General features: G+C 39.1%; 18 protein-coding genes. 5 read left to right on the forward strand and 13 right to left on the reverse strand.

Annotated features, from left to right (window positions below; all coding sequences use genetic code 11):
• Positions 1-58: 58 nt before the first annotated feature.
• From GFH32_RS13775 to GFH32_RS13795, 5 genes are all read right to left on the reverse strand, one after another.
• Positions 59-469, reverse strand: coding sequence for an HIT family protein (locus GFH32_RS13775; RefSeq protein WP_153512140.1), 411 nt, complete (start codon positions 467-469; stop codon positions 59-61).
• A gap of 167 nt (positions 470-636) precedes the next feature.
• Positions 637-1,110, reverse strand: a complete 474-nt coding sequence (gene greA / locus GFH32_RS13780) for a transcription elongation factor GreA (RefSeq protein ID WP_153512141.1) — start codon at positions 1,108-1,110, stop codon at positions 637-639.
• 133 nt (positions 1,111-1,243) lie between these two features.
• Positions 1,244-1,957, reverse strand: a complete 714-nt coding sequence (locus tag GFH32_RS13785; RefSeq protein ID WP_153512142.1) for a response regulator transcription factor — start codon at positions 1,955-1,957, stop codon at positions 1,244-1,246.
• Between the two features lie 16 nt (positions 1,958-1,973).
• The gene (locus GFH32_RS13790; RefSeq protein WP_153512143.1) at positions 1,974-3,632 is read right to left on the reverse strand and encodes a sensor histidine kinase; all 1,659 of its coding nucleotides are present in this window, start codon (positions 3,630-3,632) and stop codon (positions 1,974-1,976) included.
• A gap of 7 nt (positions 3,633-3,639) precedes the next feature.
• Entirely contained in the window at positions 3,640-5,523 is a 1,884-nt protein-coding gene (locus GFH32_RS13795; protein WP_153512144.1) for a S9 family peptidase, read from the reverse strand.
• Positions 5,524-5,619: 96 nt separating this feature from the next.
• Here GFH32_RS13795 and GFH32_RS13800 point away from each other — a divergent pair, with 96 nt between their 5' ends.
• Complete coding sequence (locus tag GFH32_RS13800) at positions 5,620-5,913, forward strand: DUF4286 family protein (RefSeq protein WP_160366875.1); 294 nt, start codon at positions 5,620-5,622, stop codon at positions 5,911-5,913.
• Positions 5,914-5,925: 12 nt separating this feature from the next.
• On the opposite strand, the gene GFH32_RS13805 is transcribed toward GFH32_RS13800, so the two are convergent.
• The 6 genes from GFH32_RS13805 to GFH32_RS13830 form a co-directional block, all read right to left on the reverse strand.
• Positions 5,926-6,315 (reverse strand): DUF983 domain-containing protein, encoded by a 390-nt coding sequence (locus GFH32_RS13805; RefSeq protein ID WP_153512146.1) that lies wholly within the window; start codon positions 6,313-6,315, stop codon positions 5,926-5,928.
• Positions 6,316-6,600: a hypothetical protein gene (locus GFH32_RS13810; protein WP_153512147.1), complete on the reverse strand. Its 285-nt coding sequence runs from the start codon at positions 6,598-6,600 to the stop codon at positions 6,316-6,318.
• Between the two features lie 31 nt (positions 6,601-6,631).
• Complete coding sequence (locus GFH32_RS13815; RefSeq protein WP_153512148.1) at positions 6,632-7,336, reverse strand: RluA family pseudouridine synthase; 705 nt, start codon at positions 7,334-7,336, stop codon at positions 6,632-6,634.
• 112 nt (positions 7,337-7,448) lie between these two features.
• Positions 7,449-8,447, reverse strand: coding sequence for an MlaD family protein (locus GFH32_RS13820; RefSeq protein ID WP_153512149.1), 999 nt, complete (start codon positions 8,445-8,447; stop codon positions 7,449-7,451).
• Between the two features lie 8 nt (positions 8,448-8,455).
• Positions 8,456-9,232, reverse strand: a complete 777-nt coding sequence (locus tag GFH32_RS13825) for an ABC transporter ATP-binding protein (RefSeq protein WP_153512150.1) — start codon at positions 9,230-9,232, stop codon at positions 8,456-8,458.
• Between the two features lie 6 nt (positions 9,233-9,238).
• Positions 9,239-9,997: an MlaE family ABC transporter permease gene (locus tag GFH32_RS13830; protein ID WP_153512151.1), complete on the reverse strand. Its 759-nt coding sequence runs from the start codon at positions 9,995-9,997 to the stop codon at positions 9,239-9,241.
• A 217-nt stretch (positions 9,998-10,214) separates the two neighbouring features.
• On the opposite strand from GFH32_RS13830, the gene GFH32_RS13835 reads away from it, so the two are divergent.
• The 4 genes from GFH32_RS13835 (at position 10,215) to GFH32_RS13850 (ending at position 19,929) form a co-directional block, all read left to right on the forward strand.
• Positions 10,215-11,720 (forward strand): DUF6600 domain-containing protein, encoded by a 1,506-nt coding sequence (locus GFH32_RS13835; protein ID WP_153512152.1) that lies wholly within the window; start codon positions 10,215-10,217, stop codon positions 11,718-11,720.
• Between the two features lie 139 nt (positions 11,721-11,859).
• Positions 11,860-13,038 carry a nicotinate phosphoribosyltransferase gene (gene pncB, locus GFH32_RS13840; protein WP_153512153.1) on the forward strand — a complete coding sequence of 393 codons (1,179 nt, stop codon included), beginning with the start codon at positions 11,860-11,862 and terminating at the stop codon, positions 13,036-13,038.
• Positions 13,031-13,741, forward strand: coding sequence for a class I SAM-dependent methyltransferase (locus GFH32_RS13845; RefSeq protein ID WP_153512154.1), 711 nt, complete (start codon positions 13,031-13,033; stop codon positions 13,739-13,741). Before pncB ends, GFH32_RS13845 begins: the two co-directional genes overlap by 8 nt.
• 389 nt (positions 13,742-14,130) lie before the next feature.
• A complete protein-coding gene (locus GFH32_RS13850) occupies positions 14,131-19,929 on the forward strand; it encodes an alpha-2-macroglobulin family protein (RefSeq protein WP_160366876.1) in 5,799 nt (1,932 codons plus the stop codon).
• A 41-nt stretch (positions 19,930-19,970) separates the two neighbouring features.
• Here the strand turns inward: GFH32_RS13850 and GFH32_RS13855 are convergent, their stop codons facing one another.
• Together GFH32_RS13855 and GFH32_RS13860 are read right to left on the reverse strand one after the other, a co-directional pair.
• Positions 19,971-22,211 carry a sodium-translocating pyrophosphatase gene (locus tag GFH32_RS13855; protein WP_153512156.1) on the reverse strand — a complete coding sequence of 747 codons (2,241 nt, stop codon included), beginning with the start codon at positions 22,209-22,211 and terminating at the stop codon, positions 19,971-19,973.
• Positions 22,212-22,332: 121 nt separating this feature from the next.
• Positions 22,333-24,231, reverse strand: a complete 1,899-nt coding sequence (locus GFH32_RS13860; protein WP_153512157.1) for a RecQ family ATP-dependent DNA helicase — start codon at positions 24,229-24,231, stop codon at positions 22,333-22,335.

The following is a 24,231-nucleotide window of genomic DNA, read 5'->3' on the forward strand; positions in this document are numbered from 1 at the left end:
AAACTTAAGCTAGCCAAGACAGCGCCAAAATGCTATCTAAACTGCGTAAGTCAATATTTTATGGATTTGTAATAGCAGAAATAGCCTCGCGAATATTCTCCGCAATTGACTCCATCAATTCCTTATCCAATGTCAATTTTGGTCTTTCAAAATTCATATCCTGTACCTGATTCAATGGAATCAAGTGAATGTGGGCATGTGCTACTTCTAAGCCTACAACAGCAACACCGACTTTCTTACATGGAAATGCTTTTTTAATACCTTGTGCAACGATTTTCGCAAAAACCCACATACCCATATAATCTTCATCATCGATGTCGAAAATATAATCTGTCTCCTTTTTAGGGATTACTAATACGTGACCTTCTGTTAATGGATTTACATCTAAGAATGCTAAATAATCATTGCTTTCGGCTACTTTGTAGGCTGGCACCTCTCCAGCAACTATCTTAGAAAATATTGTAGACATAAACTTATTCTTCAATCGTTTGAAACAAAGATAATAAAATTCTGCACATATGTACGGTATAATAACCGTCATATTTCCAGTTCTATGGGCAAAAAAAAGCCCCAATCAATGGGGCTATATACTGTAAGGATGTGCGGTTATGGCATCCGCACATAACCTAATATCACTTATCTAGAGATCTCTAGGACTTCTAATTCCATCTCACCCGCCGGGACTGCAACTGTCGCTACATCACCAACTTGTAAGCCTAAAAGACCTTGAGCAATAGGCGATTTAACAGAAATCTTCCCTGCTTTCAAATCGGCCTCCGTCTCTGACACTAATTGATAGGTCATAACGGCTCCATTCTTTTTATTCTTAATCTTTACGAAAGATAATGCTAACACTTTGGAAGTATCCAAGTTCGACTCATCGATGATCCGTGCCGATGCTAATACCTCCTCTAATTTTGCAATCTTTGCTTCGTGAAGACCTTGCGCTTCTTTCGCCGCATCGTATTCTGCGTTTTCCGAAAGATCGCCTTTATCTCTTGCCTCTGCAATAGCTTTAGCTATATTTGCACGTCCTTCTGTTTTCAGGTATTGAAGTTCTTCCTTCAATTTAGTCAGACCCTCTTCAGTGTAATAAGTTACTTCTGCCATAATATTAACCTTTTACGCGTTACTATATTTTAAATTTATAAACAAAAAAAAAGAACAAGACCACACCATCCACAGGGACAACATGGTCTTGTACTTCTTACGAAGTTAAAAAATATTTTCTAATAAAACAAATTTATGAAGCCGCTTCTTCTTCCTCTTCTTCACTGATGAAGCGATACCCCAAACCTCGAACAGTTTGAAGATAATATGGCTTATCGGGATTCGTTTCTATCTTCTTGCGAAGACGAACAACGTGCATATCTAAAGTCCTGGTATTGACATTGGAGCTATATCCCCAAACAACCTCCATCAACTCTTCACGTGTGATATCTTTACCTTTATTTTGCAGAAAATGGAGTAAAATTCTATTCTCCAAAATTGTCAATTCAATTTTCTTACCATCTCGAATCAACGAGTGTACATTCGGATGGTGTTCCGTATCACCGAAATAGTAAACCTCATTTTGCACCTTCGGCACGAAGAAACGAACCTTATTCTCGATCATAGCAACCAAGACGTCCATATTAAACGGTTTGGTGATATAATCTGTTACTCCATAGCTGTAAGCGTCAATCTTATCAATATCTTGAGACTTCGCAGTCATCATGATAATAATATTTTCGAAACCCGCTTTGCGGATGCCTTCGCAAACTTCGATACCTTCTTTCCCAGGCAACATCCAATCCAAAAGAACAATATCTGGTGAGGAGGATAGAATCAGCTTTTCAGCTTCTAATCCGTCGCTACACTGAATGACATTATAATTTTCGGTTTGAAGTCTATGGCTTACAAGGAAACGTAAGTTATCATCGTCCTCTACAACTGCAATAGTTATCTCTTTGTTCATAGTTAAATACTAGGGATTATCGTGGAAATATTAACGTAAATACGGTTCCTTCACCTTCAATGCTACTTACTTTAATTTCTCCGCCCATAAATTCAGTAATCTCTTTACAAAATGCCAATCCTAATCCTACGCTTCCGCTTTGATTAAACTGGTTTTTTACTCTATAAAATTTCTTAAATATATTTTTAAGTTCATGCTTGTTGATTCCAATTCCTTGATCGGAAAACTGAATCACAAAATTCTTTTTATTTTGTTCTACACGAATATCAACAAATTTTCTCGAAACTTCGGAATATTTATAGGCATTATCAATCAAGTTCTGAAACACCGAATTTAATAAGATGGGATCGGTATATATATTACTGTCCACATCTATTTTCGATGTTAGGTTCAAATCAGGATACTTAATCCGTGTTGCCTCAAATATCTCCTCGCAAAAACTGTTCAAATCCACGTATTCTCCCTTAAATTTTAGAGACTTATTTTCTATCTGCGTGAATGACAGCAATTTATTCATCAAATTATTTAGCTTATCAGCTTCTTGATCAAGTATCTTACCATACATGTGTCTTTCTTGATCAGATATCTTTTCGGCACTCTTGATGTTATTTCCAGCAATCTTAATGACACTCACTGGTGTCTTAAACTCATGAGTCAAGTTGTTGATAAAGTCATACTGTAATTGAAATAAGCGACTATTGATCGCGATATTCCGATAAATTAAATAAACTATCAACAACAAAATAGCATACAATAAAGATACGCCTAACACTACGGGAAAGAACTGTCTGTTAATCTCTCCACGCAAGAACTGTTCCGATGAATCAAATTGCAACTTATATTCTGATAAAGCCCCAGGTAATGCCATCTCGGTACGGATGTAACCCTCTTCTTCCGTTAGGTTGGGATCAGCAATCGCAAGAACACTAATCTTCTCGAATAATCGTGGCTGAACGTTCTCAATCTTAATTTTTGCCGGATTTATCTTGTAAACAAATAAATCCTGATCGTAAGCAACAGCCGTCGTAATCGTGTCTTCCATTAGTGTTTTATAAGCACGTAAGGTATTTACACGAGGAATGTTGAGATAAGTAACTTTTCCAGGGACTGTATTATAAAATATACGATAGATGTCATTTTCCGTTAAAGATGTAGAATCATCTAAGACATCCAGAAAGTTCACCATCTTAATGGCCATATTATTGAAATCGTCCGATGTCGGTCGATTCACTGTAGCATCGATTCGATTACGCAGTAATTTATTCTGATTATCAAGTTTAAATGAATAAATAGACTGCGGAAAAATCAATAAGTTTTGAAACCGAACCCCTCGCGCTGCACTATTTTGATTAGTGAATAGTACGTCATAGAAAACAACTTCATCCACAAAAGCATTCTTTCGTAATATCTTTTCCGAATAAGTGACCGCATGCACCGAATCTAAATATCCTTGATAATTCGAAACTTCGGAAATACTATTGTTAAAAAAGTTATTAAAAGGCTTTAGTGTCGCATCAAATACATCGACCTTTCGATTATAGAATTCAGACTCTACATAGTTCGACATCATGACTCGCGCCAAGAAAACAGCAATAATATAAAGGATTGTTAAAAAGGCTACGAAGGCTACCAACAAGCCTAAATTCTTCCGGTATTTACTCGTTTTTTTGATCATGCCGAAGCTATTTCAAATTCTCAGCTAAAAACCGTTCAATCTCTTGGTAGTATTCTACTACATTTTCCTCATTTCTAAATCGCTTTCCTTCATCTTTTTTAAAGATGTAGCGCACTGGGACTTGATTAGATTTCAATTTACTCACAAATTGATTCGCATCGGTCACCGACGTGTATTTATCTTTACCCCCTTGGAAATACAAGATAGGGATACGTACTTTATCCGCATGAAATATCGGAGAGATTGCTTGAAACAATTCAGATTCCTTTTCCGGATTTCCAATAATTCGATAATAAAGCTGAACATAGTGCTTCATATGCGAAGGAATTTCTCGGAAATAAGTAAATAAATTACTATAGCCCGAAGAAGAAATGGCGCAACGATACAAATTGTTAAAGACCGAAGCATACAATGCCGAGTATCCACCGAATCCCGCACCCATAATAGCGATACGATCTTTATCTGCAATTCCTTGATGGATTAACCAAGCAACGCCATCGGAGATATCAGATTGAATCTTCCCGCCCCACTCCTTGAATCCTGCAGTCCAAAACTCCTTCCCATATCCCATCGACCCTCTATAATTGACTTGAAATACAGCATAGCCGCGGTTCGTCAAAAATTGAACTTCCGAATCAAAGCCCCATTCATTCCTCCGATTAGGGCCGTCATGAACCAGAACAACTACCGGACAATTCTTCCTTCCTGACTTGGGGTAAGTAATAAAGGCATGGATGGTTTTGTTATCTCTTGAGAGGTAACTTACCTCCTCCATAGCGTTCAGACTAAGATCTTTCAACTTTGGATTATCTTCAGAAAGCAATTTCAACACTTTATTAGATTTGTTGAAATAATATATTTCGCCGGGATGAACATCACTGTAAACGCGAAAAATATAGCCGTTCAACGATGTATCACTATCGAAAAAATCAACTTCCATTTCTGGAAACTTAGTCTTTAGATAATCGTATGCTTCTTTGTATGAAGAATTTATAATGGATTTTTTATTTCTATCGACGAAGGAACTTGTATAAAGTAGCTCCTGCAAATTGCTGGAGTATCCCTCAATGTTTAGGTCTCCCAGCTTATTTTCATATAATTTCTGCGTTTCATTGCCTTTAGCCGCGTCAAACTCAACCATAGCAAGTTTATCGCGTTTATCATTAGAAAGTGCATATATCAACTCTTTTGACCCTTTTTTAAATCCCATCGGAATAAAGGTAGTTTCAAAGTCGTTTTTCATCACTTCACGGAAAGGTTCTGTTTCAGATGCTCGGTACAAAATAGATTCCTGCACACTATCGCTCGTTAAAGCTAAACGCACAACACCGTCAGGAGATCCAATCCAATTCACTACATTCCCGGGGTTTGTATAGATAAGCTGATTTGGACGCCCATCAAGATAAACTCGATACAAGTCAAACAGCGAAGAATCCCGCTTGTTCATACCTACAACCAAACTCCCATTATTACTACGCAAAGGCCCAATCCACCGTAATTTTACATCATCTGTTTCTACAAGGGGATGTCGCTCTTCGGTATGAACATTGATCCGAAACAAACGTAAGCTGTCAGTCATGGACTGTGTATTCGAGAAAATAATTTGTTGATCATCCGCCCAAAAGAACCCTTGAACATTCAGACTAGATTGATAGGTCAGTTGTTTGGAGGAGTCGGGTTGGATTAAATCGAGAACGAAGATGTTCTTACAATGATCATGAACGCCTAAGTATGCGATTTTACTTCCGTCTGGAGACAAACGGAAATTATTCTTATCAGGTTTTACAAAGAAGTCTTCTATCGGAATAACCTTATCGCGCTTGCTTTGCGGCTTGCAGGAACCTGCCAGCATAAAAACACTTACAATAAGAACCAAAAATCTAAAATCCATATATTAACCAGCCCCTTTTACCAAATATTAGAAAAAAATGTCGGAAAGTACGTTTTGCAACCTTATTTTTACAGCAGTAAATAAATGAACAGCCGTATGTTTTTATATAATGTTTCTATAATCATTGAAGATTCTGTACACCAATCACTATTTGACTGGATCAAACAAGAACTACTATCTAACGCTCACCCCAATCTTAAATTGCTAAAGATGCTCTATTCTCCGCATGAAGGACAGACTTATTGTTTGCAAATCATGTTGGAAGACGAAGAAGCAATTGAAAGCATTAAGAACGGAATCATTCAAGACCTACAGGAACATATCGTGGTTAACTTCAGAGAGAAGGCATTCATATTTGACAGCGTGATGCAATATATCCCACATCAATAACCCATCGTCGACTTACTTTTTTAACGCTGCGTATTTCGGATTGTAGGATACCTTAGGTGATAAATAATGTAAAAGTATAAGCCTCGAATACCGATAATTGAATGGTGCGAAAATAAGTATGGTCGTAAACAACACGCCAATGTACATCCAAGGAGATTCGCTTTTCGTGATCATGGCCGTCAACAAGGCCATGCAGAGCACCTCACCAACGGAAAGTGCATAGCTCACATACATAGCCGCATAGAAATAGCCCGGTTCAATTTCGAATTTAAACCCGCAATGCGGACAATGATCGTGCATTTTCTGACGTGAAAGTCCATAAGCCGTCCCGGTGAACATCTTTCCTGTTCTACAACGGGGACATTTTGACGAAATAACAGCTTGAATTTTCGAAACCGACATTTACTCTTCTACTCCTTTTACCACAGTGAGCGAATTCGATTGATTTGTTTGACGGAACTTCTTATACCATAGGAGTCCAACCCCTGCAGCAATCAAAAATGGCATTGCTAATAGGAATAGGATACCATCATTTAGTCCTTTTCCTTGTGTATTTCCATCCTGCGTACTATTCTCCGCATTTAAAGAACACATGGCACATTGCGCAGTAGCTGTCGACATATTGGCCACATTTGAAAAAAGCAGCACAAAGACAAACAACAATCTGAAGGAATGTTTTCGAATCATATTGCAAAGTTAAGGATTTAATCTAAGAATCTTATACCTGCTCTGTCAGCAAGACATTGAATTTTTCCCAAAACCCATCTACTGGAAGAGGTGCCTTGATTAGCATATCTTCCTCTTTTATAGGATGCTCAAATGCCAACGAGCGCGAGTGTAAACAAATTGTACGCTTCAGACTACCTCTAGGATAACCGTATTTATTGTCTCCAACAATCGGACAACCCATATAAGCTAGTTGACTACGTATTTGATGGGTACGCCCTGTCAATGGATTCACTTTTAACAGATAAAAACCATCTAGCTGCCCAATCACTTCATAGTCCAATTCTGCATAGCTACCGTTCTTCACTTCTCGATTATAAGCCTTAGTAATCATCTTCTTGCGGTCCCGCAACAACCAATTTTTTAATGTTCCTTTTAAATGTTCCGGACGTTCGCGAACAACGGCCAAATAGGTTTTCTTAACTTTTCGGTCATGGAATAAACGATTCATACGATCCAATCCCTTACTAGTTTTTGCGAATAGAATCATTCCACTTACGGGACGATCAAGACGATGTATAACACCAATAAATGCACCATTGGGTTTCTGATATTTCTCAGCAACAAAGTCTTTAACCATCTCCTCCATGGACTTGTCGCCAGAATCATCTACCTGTACAATATCCCCTCCTCGCTTGTTAATCGCTATGTAATGATTGTCTTCGAATAAAACATCATGCTCGGTAATCTTTGTCATATCTCTACTTTCTGGTTTGCAACACAAACCTACCCTAAATAATCAAACAAAAAAAGCGACCAACGGCCACTTTTATAATCTATTGTAAAGCAAGTGAATGCTTATAATCTTTTTAGTTTGCAACGGAATCTTGCGCCTTTTCAGCCTCCTCTTTCGCTTTCTTCTTGAAGAATCCACGTAATAGGAAGTTACTTTGTAGGGCTTCCATATTTTTATCAAGCTTCTCCGTACCCATGTTCAGGTTCTTCAATATTTGCTTGATTTCGTTTGCCGCCTCTGCATCATTCGTCAAAACGCCAATCGCATTATCTTTATCATTTAAACGAGCGGTTGTCTCATTCAAGTTTGACATCAGTGCCGAAGCAGTTTGCGTCACGCCTTGCAATTGTGCAGCCGACTCTCTTAAGCTCGCAAAAACCTGTGTATCTGTCGATAAATCATGAATCAAACCTTGATCACTGTTTAACTTATTAGTTAACGAAACAAGGTTATTAACTGCCGTATTTGCTGTCGACATCGTCGAATTTAACGAAGTAACCGACTTTCTAAGATTATTTGCTATGTCTTCATCAGTCATCAAAGCCCCTACCGTACCTTTTCCTTCAACTAATTGTTTGGAAAGCGTAGCAAAGTTTTTAGTAATCTCCAGGAGATTTTCATTGTTGACTTGCAAAGTCGCAAGCATCGCTTCCATGCCACCTGAAACGCCCGATTTAATCACATCTCCATCCGCAACCGCAGGAATTTTCTCGCTGCCGCCAACCAAACTAATGATTGCATTACCGATTAAACCGTCGGAACTTAAGGTCGCAATGACGTCCTTACGAATAAACTGGCTTGATTTCTCCTCCACACTCATTACTACCCGTACATTCTCTACACTTTCAAACTTAATTTCTTTGATGATACCGACCTTTACTCCGGAAAACCAAACGTTGTTTCCAACTTTTAAGCCCTTTACATCTTTGAAATAGGTAGTTAATGCCAGATTCTTGCTGAATTTATTTTGCTGAGTACCCAACACTAAAATACCAGCTACCAAAATAACCAACCCTATTAAGGTAAATAAACCTACAATAATCGATCGTTTTCTATCTTCTGTTGTTGCCATAAATTGTATTATACAATAAAGTTATAATCATAGAAAGGTTTTACCCTTTCGTCATCTGTATCAAAAATTTCATCAAACTTGCCTACACGTTCAAAACGTCCATCCAAAAGCATCGCTACTCGATCACCGACCATTTTTGCACAGGCTAAATCGTGCGTGATAATGATTGATGAAGTCTTATAACGCTCTTGAACTTCATTAATTAGGGAATTAATATCCAAACATGTTATTGGATCTAATCCAGCTGTAGGCTCATCATACATCATAATATCGGGACGAAGAATTAATGTTCGTGCGATACCAATACGCTTCCGCTGACCTCCGGACAATTCCGACGGCATCTGGTTAATTGCACGTAATAATCCAACCCCCTCAAGAACATCTTCAACTTCTCTATTAATTTCCGCACGTGTTAAATTGCGCTTATTCCGTACCAGAGGAAATTCCAAGTTCTCACGAACAGTCATACTATCATATAATGCTGAGTTTTGAAATGAAAACCCAATACGCAATCGAAGTGCTCGAAGTTCTTTTTCACTCAATTGATTAACAGTCGCACCCAGTACGTTGATATCGCCTGCATCTGGCTTCAATAGACCAGAAATCAGCTTTATCAAAACAGATTTCCCTGTTCCAGAACGACCTAAAACAACTAAGTTCTCACCATTGTATAGTTCTAAATCTACGTTCCGTAATACATGCAAATCACCAAAAGATTTACTTACGCCATCCACATGGATGACAACATCGTTATAGTCAATTTGCGCTAATTTCTTATCTTCCATACCTGATTACCCCACTAAAGCTAAAACTTGAACAATCAGTAACTCTTCGATAAATACGATAAACATCGAAGCAACAACCGCAGAATTGGCTGCTTTCCCGACACCTTCCGTTCCTTTTGAAGAATAATAACCAACATAAGTACTAACGAATCCAATTGTAAAACCGAAAACGACAGCACGGAAAACCATTGCAAACACATCTTTCGGCGCAATTGCCTCAAAGACTTGCGTAATATAACTTAACACACTGAGTTGATCCTTCGAGATAATACTCAAATATCCGCCGGCTAATCCAATTCCCGAAACATAGAAACAAAGAACAGGAATCATAATAGTAGTCGCCAAAATACGCGTACTAATTAGGAATTTAAACGGATTTGTACCAGATACCTCCATCGCGTCAATTTGCTCCGTTACATTCATAGAACTTAACTCCGCTCCAATTTGCGAACCAACTTTACCTGACGCAATTAATGCAGTAACAAGTGGCGCTAAGGCTCGAACGATCGCAATAGAAATTAAATTTGGCAACCAAGAAGCCGCTCCAAATTCTTCTAAGGAAGGTCTCGATTGTTTTGTAAATACAAAACCAACAATAAATCCAGTTAAACTAATTAATGGGAAGGACTTCCATCCAACTTCATAACATTGTCGAATAATTTCTTTGAATTCATAGGGTGGACTTACTACTTCGCGGAAAAAACGCATCAGAAACCGATGCAGCTTTGCAAATTCCAGTAGTAAAGATTCTATCTTCTTCGCCATTAAAATCGTATAGTTTAAAATATTAAGCCGCGTTTCCTTCGGCAAATAACCTGGCAAATGTACAAACTTTTTAGGTATCAGCTGATGTCAACTTTAAATATTAACTGCAACAATTCAAAAGGTCAAAAAGTTTTAGAAAATTATTAATCATTAAACCTTTTGTAATGCTGTCCTGTCATAGAATAAAAATTGGTTGTAAACTTTAACAATTAAGGATATGAAAAACATAAGGACATACAGCATTTTAGCCTCCCTAATCTTAATGATTGCCGGGGTTTTTAAAACCAGCGAAGTATCCGCACAAGGATATGATGATGTCACTTTTGATGACTTCTATGATGAACTGGATCCTTATGGTAATTGGGATGATGACCCTGAATATGGTAATGTATGGTATCCTGATGTAGAAAGAGACTTCAGACCTTACGGAACCAACGGGTATTGGTCAATGACCGAATATGGAAACACATGGGTATCGAGCTACGACTGGGGATGGGCACCATTTCACTACGGTCGCTGGGTACATCGTGGAAACCGTGGATGGGGATGGATTCCAGGCTACGAATGGGGACCTGGATGGGTAAACTGGAGATCTGGTGGTGGATACTATGGATGGGCTCCAATGTCACCTGGCGTAAGTGTCAATGTGTCATTTAATTTACCAATCGATTTATGGGTATTTATTCCTACCGCACGTATCTATGATCATTATATGCCTAGATATTGGTCACATGGTTCTAGATACCATAATATTTACAACAGAACGACGGTGATTAACAACACGTATATCGTGAACAATAATCGCTATTACAGCGGTCCTTCACGCAGGGATGTTGAGCGAAACATTGGTCGTCGTGTTAATGTAAGAAATGTACGTTTCGAAAACAATCGCGGTGCAAGTCGCGCAGATAATCGCAATGTATCTATCTTCCGTCCGAATCGTAACAACATGGATCGTGTTAGAAACGAACGTGGAAACAACGGTAGAAATTCAAGAGTAGACAATAGAGGTAACTCGCGTTCTGACAACCGTGGTAATGCACGTGTAGACAATAACAGATCATCTCGTATGGAAGACCGCAGCAATAGTCGCAATGGTCGTGCAAACGAGAGCCGCGTAAATCGTAATGATCGTTCCAACTCTGATTATAAAATCAGAACAAACGAACGTGGACAACGCGAGATGCATATCGGCAATAATTCTGGCCGAAACGATCGCTCGACTGTAACAAGACAACCGAACAACGAGTCTCGTCCTGATCGTTCAGCAGGAAATATCCGCAATGAGAACAGATCAAACAGACAAAGTGAACGTCAGATTCAAAGAGAAAGACCTACTCGTGAAATAGGTAATTCTCAATCGCGTCAACCTCGTTCATCAGGTCAGGAACGCACTGCATGGGATCGCGGATCTTCATCTTCTAGACCATCTAGATCAGAAGCAACACCGCAACGTATGGAACGTAGTCCAAGACAATCGGCGCCAAGTTCTCGTGAACAAAGAGCACCACAACAACGTGCCCCTCGCATGGAACAACAACAATCACGTCAACAAAGTCGTGTGTATCAAGCGAGCAATAATCAACGCAGTAGTGTTGAAAGACAATCACGTTCATCGTCTGTACAACGTAGTGCACCAAGTGTGAGTCGTCAATCAGGCAACCGCTCAAATACTGGATCAGCACGTGCTGATCGTGGGAACGGAAGAGGCGGACGCAATTAATATTAACATTTAGTCGAAATAAATTTTTCTGAAAGAGCTGCCCAAAAAGGCAGCTCTTTCGTTTTTTGTTTGCGATAAAACCTGCACATTTGTATTTATTTTTTGTTAACTTGATAATTAGCACTAATTCTAGAGACAAATGGCGAGACTCACTTCCATCTTAGATAACGACTTCTATAAATTCACCATGCAATACGCAGTGGTTAAACTCTTTCCGAAAGCTAAGGCCCGCTATCAATTTATCAATCGGGGGAAACATGCCTTTCCCGCTGGATTTGCGGAAAAATTGCGCGAAGCAATTAACCACATGGCCGAACTAAAGCTGAGTAAATCGGAGAAGTCTTTCTTCGCCAAAACATGTCCATACATTGACCCTACCTATTTTGATTTTCTACAAGGCTACCAATACGATCCTGATGAGGTTACGATTACCCAAGACGGACCCAATCTAGAGGTACATATTGAAGGGTATTGGTATCGTACAATTCTTTGGGAAGTACCTGTGATGGCACTAATCTGCGAGTTGTATTACGAAGTTACCGGACAGGAACGTGTTTCGGATAAGGAGGTAGCACAGATTGTTAACGATAAAATGGATAAGTATGACAAGTTGAATATCACTATTGCGGATTTTGGAACGCGTCGTAGACATTCCTACGCTGTCCACGACTTAGTCATTAAAGCACTGCGAGAACATCAATCGAATACCTTTATCGGAACAAGTAATGTCCATTTTGCAATGAAATATAAAACAAAACCTATCGGCACGCATGCGCATGAATGGTTTATGTTTCACGCTGCAAAATATGGTTATAAAATGGCGAATCTTCTAGGATTAGAACATTGGGCAGATGTATATCGTGGAGATTTAGGAATTGCCCTCTCAGACACGTATACAACTGAAGCTTTCTTTAAGCAATTTGACAAGAAATTAACTAAATTATTTGATGGCGTTCGCCATGATAGCGGCGATCCAATCGAGTTTGCAAAAATGACCATCAAACATTACGAGAGCAAGGGTATCAATCCGTTAAATAAGACGATTATTTTCTCCGATGGCCTGGACTATGAGAAAGTCGTCAAGATTGTCAAATTCTGCGATGGGAAAATTGGTCATTCATTTGGTATTGGCACTGATTTCACCAACGATGTAGGGCTAAAACGCATGAATATTGTGTTGAAGATGACAGAAGCATATCCGGATGAAGGTGAATGGACGCCAGTTATTAAACTGTCGGACGAGCCGTTAAAGCATACGGGTGATCCAGAAGAAATCAAGATGGCGATGCGCTTTTTAAACATTTCCGATCATGCATAGAGACGTTTATGGCGAGGCTTTATTCGATTTTCAAGAGAAAGGCGAATTAGCAGAACCTTTATTGCTGCATAGCAGCTATGGCGATATTGAAGAGATGCCGGTCGAAGTATTTTACCGCGAAGAAGAGGATATTCCGGAGATGGAATTTATTGCTCTTTCGCTCTGCGACGGGAAGGTATTAGATGTTGGCGCTGGAACTGGAGTTCACGCGCTCTATTTACAAGAAAAAGCATTTGATGTCACGGCGCTCGAAGTTTCTGAAATTGCCTGCAACATTATGAGAAATCGGGGTGTGCAGCAGGTCAAACATGCAGATTTCTTCAAGTTCCATGGGGAACAGTATGACACCCTACTCTTCTTAATGAACGGGATTGGGATTGCCGGAACATTAGAAGGATTCCGTCTGCTACTCCAACACGCTAAAACATTAATGACCGATCGCGGTCAATTACTGTTCGATAGTTCTAATATTGACTACCTCTATGAAGAATACCGTATCGAGCGCCCTGATCACTATTTTGGCGAAATTAACTTCCAATACGAATATAAATCCCAACGGGGAGAACCCTTCAAATGGCTCTATATAGATCAGGATACACTAATTAAGATTGCGCATGAAGAAGGTTGGGTCGTACAGGTACTCTTTGAAGATGAAAATGATCAATATCTCGTTCGCATGGAACCCAGAATGAAAAGCTTATAAATAAAACACCTTTGTAGAAGCCGATTTAATGTATTATCTCACCCTATAGTGGTCAGTAATAGCAACGATTCTCGATATTTTAAGCTTGTAATCCCACTCGTAAAAACATAAGCATTCAACCCGAATAGTTTAAGACTCTTCTCGAGTTTGGTTTGGACTTTCGTCGGACATCATTCGATAGTTTCCGGCGAAAGTCCAAATATCTACTAAGTAGATCAAACGCCAAATACACCCCTTGTATTTCCAACCGAGGTAAAATCGCTGATTCGTTTTCACTAAATTCTATCTACAATCAAAAAATAATTTTCAGGCAGGTATGGAATTCTATAGTATCTTGCATCAGATAGGAAAAAGTTTAACTATCATATCTCATTAGCATGCTCTATATTATGAAAAGACTCTATTCAATCCTTCTTATGCTTATCCCTGCCCTAGTATTGGGACAATCCAAGCAAGAAAGTGCAGCGATAGCTGATAAATGGAAAGAAATTGATCGATTGATTTCAATTTTGAATTATGAGCAGACCAAGCCTTTGCTCGCAGACGTAAAAGCTTACGCCCTAAAATATAAGGATGACCCTATGTTTGTAAAAGCGTTTTTTGCAGAATCGACAACACTTCGAATTAACAAAAAGGAGGAAGAATTTTTCGAATTGGGACAAAAGCACTTTGAAACAACTATTGAAAAGACGAAAAGTCCATTAATTAAAAGCGTACTCACTAATTTCTATGCTCAATACCTCGAATCGAATATTTATTTTGAGCTCAGTGAAACGAAGAATAGCTTTTTACAGAAAAACAGAAACGATAAGCTTACCCAGATTAATTCCCTTTACGCCCTATCGCTAAAAGAAGAGCAAATCTTATTGAAAGAACCACTAACGGATTGGATTAGTGTACTGTCCCCACAGGATAACAGTTCATTGAGCCCAACGCTCTATCATTATTTAAGCTATGCTTATATTACTTACTTAGGAACGAATGAGGCAGAAAATATCGAAAAGAGGCAGAAGCTAATCGACGAATTGTTAAAGCGAAGTAGAGAAATTAACGCTGCTGATGCTATTTCATATCTGTTGTCAAAAAAAATAGATCCGAATAGAATAAATAGTAACGACAAGTTTGAAAAAGTTTATTTAGATATAATAAATAACAATAAGAGCGACTATAATGCCTATCTCTATTTTGAAATCGCGTCTGCATACCTTTCAGTTGATAATACTCCGAAAGCGCTGAGCATCATTGAAAAAGCGAAAGCTGAGTATCCAAAAAGCAAATGGATAAATGTGGTTAAGAATCTAGAAACAAACATTCTACGACCAGAAATATCCGTATCGCATAAACGTCTAGAGCCTTCTGGATTATACAGTCCTTTCAAACTTAATTACAAGAATCTCAAAACTCTATACATACGAGTTTACCAAACAACAAACACACCGGATAACCTCACGGAATACAAGGTAATTAGGGACAGCTTATCGCAACTAGTATCTGCCAATGGAAAGCTTATTAATGAAGATCAACTTTCACTGGACAAATTTCAAGATTATAAGAATCACTCGACCATATACAAATTAAATCCTTTAGAATATGGCAAATACATCGTGCTGTATTCGAATAATGCAGATTTTAAAGATGATGGTATTCTATCAAAAGTAATTCACTCTGAATTACAAATTAGTGATTTGCTTTTCGCTAACACACAAACATTGGAAAGTGATTCGAAAAACATATATAAAACGCTAATTCTAAATAAAAAAAGCGGATTACCTTACAGTAATAAGCAATTAAGCTTCTACAGTCGCCCGATAGGTGCTTCGAAAGCTAAACTTATCCAAACCCTCAAGACGGATAAAAATGGGGTGATGGAGTACGAATCTGAGGACAACACCAAGACTATTGATTATGATCTCTATGATATCTATTTACCAGAGGAAAAACAACTAATCAACTATAGCAGCTTCCGATCTTACAACGATTATTATCGTTCTGACGAACAAGAGGATGAACCAGAAATCGCTGCGCAGACGCTTTCTGATAGAACGATTTATCGCCCTGGGCAAGAAGTTTTCTTCAAGTCAATCATCTATTTACAGGATCCTCAACATGGAAAAACATTAGCCAATGAATTTGTAGAGGTAAGACTAATCGATGCAAATGGACAAAAGGTAGATTCGCTGCAATTAAAAAGTAATGCCTACGGGTCCGTAAATGGTAAGCTTAAAATACCTTCTGTTACGTTAAATGGAAACTTTACGATTGCTGTTGTTCATAAAAAATCGGATATAGATCATCGATACATTCAAGTTGAAGAATATAAACGTCCTACCTTCAAGGTTACGCTGGATACCATTCGCGAAACATATTCAAAGAAAGACACATTAGAAATTCGAGGGAAGGCATTGATGCTATCGGGGGCTCCGTTGATTGATGCTATCGTTAATTACAAGATAAATGCAAGCGCATACGCTCGTCGATATCGAAACTTTATACTTAGGGACAGCTCAAGTCGAACCGACAGTGATGGGAATTTTGTTATTAAAGTTCCCCTTGCGGACACTGCTCTCGCGGAATTCGACGACTTCAATTTAGGTTTTTCAATCGAAGTTGTTAACCAAACTGGTGAAATGCAAACTGCCGCAGGATCTTACATCTATTCGAGTAAGCCTTGGAGGTTATCTATAGAAACGGCATCACAATCGATAGAAGGTAAATGGAAAAGTTTCCGAATAGGCTCTAAAAATCAAAATGGGCAATTCTTAGCAATGAAGGGTCCGGTCAAGATCTATAAAAAAACTGCTGGAAATAAGGTTATTTCGAATTCGTTTATCCAATACTTTAACGAGGTTGAATATTTAGCATTGAGTGATCAAGAATATGAGCGTTATTTCCCTCAATATTTTGATCAAAGTACATTATCGAAATCCGTTCGAAGAGAACTGATTGCTACTTACGAATTTAATACTGCTGAGAGTGATTTAATAAAATTAGATAGTCAGCTTTATAGCCGCGGGATCTACGAGATCGTCGCTAGTAGCGTCCAAGGTGAGGATAGTATCTCTGCTCAGCGTACAGTTTGGGTAGTCGATGAAAAGACGAAGGAATATTCCGATCATAGTTTTTTCTCGGCTTACTTAGATAAAGCTGTTTATGACGTTGGTGACCGAGTAACGATCCATGTAGAATCGAAGAAAAAAGAAGCTAAGAATGTAGTCTTAGTTTCGTTTGTTGGCAATAAAATGGGGACTCCAATTCACCTGCCTTTGAAAGAAGGGAAAGCAAATTATAGCTATACCATCAATGCTTCAAATATAAATCCGCCACTTCGATGGACAGCGATATTCATGAATGACAATCAATTGGAATACAAAGAACTGGAGGCGAACATAAAAAGAACGGATAAGGAAATTGTTATTAAAACGACGACCTTTAGAGATAAACTATCGCCAGGAAGTAAGGAAAAATGGAGTTTTAGTTTGACATCGAAACAACGAGGATTGGAATCGGAAGTGTTAGCCAGCATGTATGATGCATCGCTTAACCAATTTTCAGAAAATAATTTCCCAAAAGAATTTCAATTAAATTACCGCTATTATGGAAATAACTTGCGATATATCTTAAATACGTTTAATCAAGAAACGCAAGCAAGCCAATCCTTTCCTAATCTGCTTGCATTTCCATATCAAGGCAACGAGTTACCGACGCTGATTAATTATTATTTCTGGAATAACCCTTTAATTCATTTCCCTTCACCTATGCTGTATGGTAATGAGGGTATGGTTTTCGAAGCGGCAGCAGGCATTCGTGGCGTCGCATCGTTAGACTCGCAGCAAAAAAATAGCTTATCCCCAATGCAAAGAAAGAAAGCGGAAGGTTCAGTTACTGGAACGACAAAAGGCTTTGAGGGAAGTGACGTAGAGGTTGCTACTCCTCAACCGAGTGTAAATCTAGAGCTTGTAACTTCGCGTGCGAATTTAAAAGAAACGGCGTTTTTCTTGCCAACGCTATATACCGATGCGCAAGGGAATGTAACTTTTGAATTCGATACTCCGGAGGCATTGACACAATGGAAACTTATGTTATTTGCACATGGAAAGAATTTGGAAGCCGGAACTGCTTCGTTCTATACGCAAACACAGAAACAACTTATGGTACGTCCGAATCTACCACGATATTTGCGTGAAGGAGATGAAATAATAATCAAAGCACAAATTCAAAGCTTAAGTGATGAAGAGCAAACGGGTCAAGCGAAGATTGCATTCATAAATCCTGTTGACAATAAGGATATAAGCGACTTATTTCTGCAAGAGGATTTAATTAAGCCATTCAGAATAGCGAAGAAAAGTAATCAAATAGTCGAATGGCGTATTAAGGTTCCAGCAGAATATTCAAGTATTCAAGTGAAGGTTATTGCCGCTAGCGAGGAGTTTTCAGACGGTGAGATTCAAGAACTTGCTATACTTCCGAATAAAGTATTAATTCTCGAAAGTCAAAAGGTCGCTTTAAAAGGCAATGAATCGAAGACCTTTCCATTGGAAGTTTCTGGTAAAGACAATCTAATGGCAAAAATACAAGTACAAAGTAATCCTATTTTAGAGATTATCTCTGCATTGGATTATCTAAATCAGTATCCATACGAATGTACAGAGCAAAGTAGCAGTCGCTGGTTCGGTTTGAAAATGGTACAGTATATCGGAAATCACTATCCTGCAATTGCAGAATATTTCAAAAAAATAAAAGCGAATGAGACCAAGAGTCGTTTGGAAGAAAATGAAGCACTTCATGAACTGAAGATGCAAGAAATGCCATGGCTTCGCGATATTCAAGGTGACGAAAAGAAATTGAATGCGCTTGCAGAGCTTTTCAATTCCAACATTCAAAGCGACATCAATCTACTGGAAAATAAACTTGCTAAAGCGCAGTTGTCGAATGGGGCATTCCCTTGGTTCGAAGGTGGAAATGCAGACACACATATTTCCATACGAATTCTAGAAATTGTCGGCAAAGTGTTATATCTAGACAAATCGCTGGTAGACGCCGATCTACAGGCGCAAATGAAACGCTTAACAACATACCTAGATGCGGATACGACCATTTTTAAAGAAAAAGCTTCTGCGGAACTTGCGTTAGACTATCTCTATGCAAGACATCTTTGGAATGGCTATTTTAAGCTCTCTAAAGACATATCTAATCAACTGAATAAGAAGATTGCTAAAGCTCCTTTACTTACCGCAGCAGGCCCGGCAGGTTATGCTGCTAAAGCCTGGGTGGTAAATCAATTATATGGCTCTAGCAAAGAAGCCAATGAGTTGAAAAATAGAATTCAACAGGAGGCAATATTCGATAAAGATAAAGGGACTTATTGGCCTTCTAATGATCGTTATAATGATATTAGCTTGCACACTTACATGATCGAAGCCTATAAGAGTTATGACCCTTCTAAACTCATGGAGATTAGCCAATGGTTATATTATAAGAAGGAATCTAATGCATGGAGAAGTACCTGGATGACAGTCGATGCGATTTACGCGCTCTTATATACAAATAATCCACAAGACTTTGCGATGGAAAACACCGTTCAAGTTTTAGTCGATCAACAGTCTGTCGCATTGGAGCAAGCTAGCCTAGGACAAGTGAGTAAGATTTTCAACAAAGAAGAATTGGGACAAAAAAATAGGTCGATTCAGGTTAACAACAATAATGACAGAACTATTTATGGTGGGATATATCATCAATATTTCCTTCCTGTAGAAGCGATCAAATCGAATGCACATGAGCTAAAAGTAAGTAAGGAATATTTGGTGGAGCGGAACGGTAAATGGATTGCTACGAAAGAGGCTAAACTGGGCGAACGTATTAAAGTGCGAATCAAAATTATCAATGATAAAAATTTAGCATATGTACATCTTAAAGATAGTCGACCTTCGGGAGTTGAGCCGGTTTATAAAGCTTCTGGCTATCAATGGGCAAGACCGTATCGTTGGAGCGCAGGCTATTATTTCACATTGAAAGATGCTTCCACTAATTATTTCTTCGATAGCCTTGCAAAAGGTGTTCGGGAGGTAGAATATGAGGTTAAAGCAAATAATGTAGGTGTGTTCAATTCGGGGATTACAACGTTAGAATGCATGTATGACCCAACTGTTAATTCACGGGCAGAGAATATACAACTCATCATTGTTGAATAAGTTGAACAATAAAAAACGCCGCCCAATGGGCGGCGTTTTTATTATTTAAGTTTTGATTGTTGATCGTTTATTACAATAGCTTTTTCTTTCACTTCTTGTTTTTGCTTTTTTGCTTGTTCGGCGAGATGATGTCCACCTAGAATTGGTGCAATGACCAAACCAACTAAACAAGTGAGTTTAATTAGAATGTTCATAGAAGGCCCTGAGGTATCCTTAAATGGGTCACCTACCGTATCGCCTGTTACAGCTGCTTTATGAGCATCGGAACCTTTATAAGTCATTTCTCCGTTAATCATAACTCCGGCTTCAAATGATTTCTTCGCATTATCCCATGCGCCTCCAGCGTTGTTTTGAAAGATTGCCCATAAGACTCCTGATACTGCAACACCGGCCATGTATGCTCCTAAAGCCTCGGCTCCCATTACAAACCCTACGATAATTGGTGTAATGATAGTAATCGCACCTGGCAACATCATTTCACGTAATGCTGCTTTTGTTGAGATATCCACACATTTACCATATTCTGGTTGTGCTGTTCCCTCAAGAATTCCTGGAATCTCTCTGAATTGACGCCTAACTTCATTTACCATATCCATCGCCGCCTTTCCAACAGATTGCATGGCAAGCGCAGAAAATACAACCGGAATCATACCACCGATAAATAGCGCAGCTAATACATCAGCCTTAAAAATATTGATACCATCAATACCTGTAAAAGTTACATAAGCAGCAAATAAGGCCAATGCAGTTAGGGCTGCAGAAGCGATCGCAAAACCCTTTCCTACAGCTGCTGTCGTATTCCCTACAGAATCTAATACGTCTGTCCGCTGTCTAACTTCTTTAGGTAGCTCACTCATCTCTGCGATACCACCAGCATTGTCAGCAATTGGTCCAAAAGCATCGATTGCTAGTTGCATTGCTGTTGTTGCCATCATTGCTGAAGCTGCAATAGCAACTCCGTAAAATCCAGCTAAAGCGTATGAACCCCATATCGCCAACGCAAATAATAAGACCGAAGAAAATGTGGATTTCATCCCTGTCGCCAATCCAGCGATAATATTGGTAGCAGCGCCAGTTGACGAATTCTGAACGATATTTAGCACAGGCTTTTTGCCTAGGCCGGTATAATATTCCGTGAACGATGATATTAATCCGCCTACAGCCAATCCGACAATTGTAGAATAAAAGATATTCATGCGCGGAATTTCTTTAAAGCCCTCTCCGAAAAACTTCATGTGGATAGTTTCCGGAAGCATATATTGGATCAAGAAGAAACATGAAATGACAGTAAGGATTATTGAAGCCCAGTTGCCGGTGTTTAAAGCCCGCTGTACCTGTGCTTCCTTGGCATCATTACTATTCACTTTCACTAAGAAAGTTCCAATGATAGAGGCTAGAATACCGACTCCGGCAATCACAATAGGTAATAAGATTGGCCCCATACCATTAAATGCATCTGTAAAAGTAGTCCCTGTCGCTTCCGACATATCTTTGATTATATAGTTTCCAAGAACCATGGATGCGAGTACGGTTGCTACATAGGAACCAAATAGATCCGCTCCCATCCCTGCAACGTCTCCTACATTATCGCCTACGTTGTCAGCAATGGTTGCTGGGTTACGCGGGTCATCTTCTGGAATACCCGCCTCAACTTTACCTACTAAATCCGCGCCTACGTCAGCAGCTTTCGTATAAATACCGCCGCCTACTCGGGCAAATAAAGCAATAGATTCGGCTCCTAATGAGAAGCCTGCTAGAGCTTCCAATACTACCGTCATTTCATCGTAGAACGAATTAGTATTGGTTACAAACATTTTGAGGAACAATAGAAAAAAGATGCTGAGCCCTAAGACTGCTAAGCCAGCCACTCCTAACCCCATTACCGTACCTCCAGTAAAAGAAACCTTTAGGGCTTGGGGCAATGAAGTTCTCGCTGCTTGAGTTGTGCGCACATTAGCCTTAGTCGCAATGCGCATTCCGATATTCCCAGCTAATGCAGAGAAGAAAGCACCAAAGATAAAAGCGACAACAATAATCCAATGTGTTGTTTCGACTAGGGTAGAAACAATAAACAAAGCGATTGACGCAATGACAACGAAAATGAGTAGTATTTTGTACTCGGCTTTTAAGAAAGCCATGGCACCCTCTTGGATGCTCTTGGAAATAAATTGCATTCGGCTTTCCCCCGCATCTTGTTTCCCAACCCAACTTGCCTTCGAAAGCATGAACAGCAACCCCAATACAGCTAGCGCTGCTGGCAGATAAATTACAAATTGTTCCATATAAAGTCTATTTGGTTTACTTTAAAGGTATCATTTTTTTTATATCTAAAAAAATGCGTTTTAGTACATTTTTAAGTGATATATAGACAGTTATCAGATTGGGGTGATACGAATCTACTGTCTAAAAAACCGGCCAGCTATAAAGGTTGTCTTTCAAGAGAACTTGCTCTGAATCCAATAATTCGCGTAGGACTTCGAGTCTTGTTTCTTCCTTTCCAACGCTTAAACAATCAATTAGGTCATGAAGTGTTCTTGGGTTCGCAAGGAGTATTTGTTGAATTTCTTGGGTGATTTTGCTTCGCTCGTTGTCTCGAAATGCTCGCGTAACACATAGATCGCAGACACCGCAAGCCTCATTCGTTTGCTCCCCAAAATAGTGTTGTAAAGCGAGACTTCGGCACTCTTTGGTATCTAAATAATGGTAGATTGCCTTAACTTGCTCTTGTTTGAAAGCTTTACGAGCTTGAATAAACGGCATATCGATATATAGGTTTTTATAATCTACCCGAGGTTGGAGAAACTGCAACTGTGGTTTGTCAGTTTTCGCTAGGTAAGTTCCCATTTCATATTGCTGCATCATTTTGAGCATATGAATAACTTCGTCAACTGACTTTCCGATTTTTTTGGCCAGCTCAAATTCATTAATTGGTACAAAGTAATCAAATACCCCTCCATATACACGAAGAATTGCTTTGATCAGGTTGTCATAAGCGACACTACTCACCTGAAATTTGTAGAGTTCTTGGAAACCGACTTCAAATTTGAAGCGTGCAGGTATATAGACCGCATCCGAAAGACTTAGCCATTTATCACGTTCAAGAAACTTTAAAGCACTAATGGATTTCAACAATTCCAATTTGTATTTCTTAGAAAATTCAACGACATCAAAATCAAAGACCATCCCCTGTCCTGCTCCTAAAGCAATTTGAAAATAATTACATAAATAGTGATAGCACTGCTGTATAAAGGTAAAATCAGGAAAGCTTAGCTCTACATTTTCCCATAATTCATCGCGATCGGATTGCTGGTAAAGTAATACGGGATAGGCTTTCTTTTCGTCACGTCCAGCTCGTCCAGCTTCTTGATAATACGCTTCCAGTGAATCAGGAATATCGAGATGAATAACAAATCGAACGTCTGGTTTGTCTATTCCCATCCCGAAAGCATTGGTAGCGACGATTACTCGCGTTTTATTTTTTGTCCATGCCTCTTGTTTCTTCATTCGAGAGGACATTTCTAAACCGGCATGATAAAAATCTGCTGGGACACCATGGTTCAATAGATACCGTGCTACCTCTTGCGTTTCACGTCGATTGCGAACATATACAATTCCTGTCCCTCCCATCTTCTTGATAACGCGCAGCATCCGCCCCATTTTGTTTTCCTCATTGAAAACCATGTATCCTAAGTTTTCACGTCGAAAACTTTTCTTTAGAACGTTCTCCTCTTTGAATCCTAATTTCTCCTGAATATCGGACACTACTCTTGGAGTTGCTGTAGCCGTCAGTGCTAAAAAGGTAACATCTGGATGTAATTCACGAAGTTTCGTTAACTCTAAGTAAGATGGTCGGAAATCATATCCCCATTGCGAAATACAATGTGCTTCATCTATCGCGAATAAATTCACCTTCATATGGCGGATTCGTTCTTGAACTAAATCAGAATAGAGTCGCTCGGGAGCTAGATAGAGGAACTTAATATTTCCGAAAATACAGTTATCTAAGGCAATATCGACCTCCCGCTTAGACATTCCTGAGAAAATTGCAATGGCTGGGATATCACGCTTACGAAGGTTTTCAACTTGATCCTTCATTAATGCTATCAAAGGGCTGATGACTATACAAATCCCATCTTTCAATAAACTAGGAACCTGAAAACAAAGCGATTTCCCTCCGCCCGTAGGCATCAACGCAAGCGTATCTTTACCCAATAGCACGTCGTGAATAATCTCTTCCTGCAACGGACGAAATTTCTCATATCCCCAGTATTGTTTTAAGACAGAAAGACTTGTTTGTTCCAT

Origin of the sequence: Sphingobacteruim zhuxiongii (assembly GCF_009557615.1) — a bacterium.
Classification (GTDB): domain Bacteria; phylum Bacteroidota; class Bacteroidia; order Sphingobacteriales; family Sphingobacteriaceae; genus Sphingobacterium; species Sphingobacterium zhuxiongii.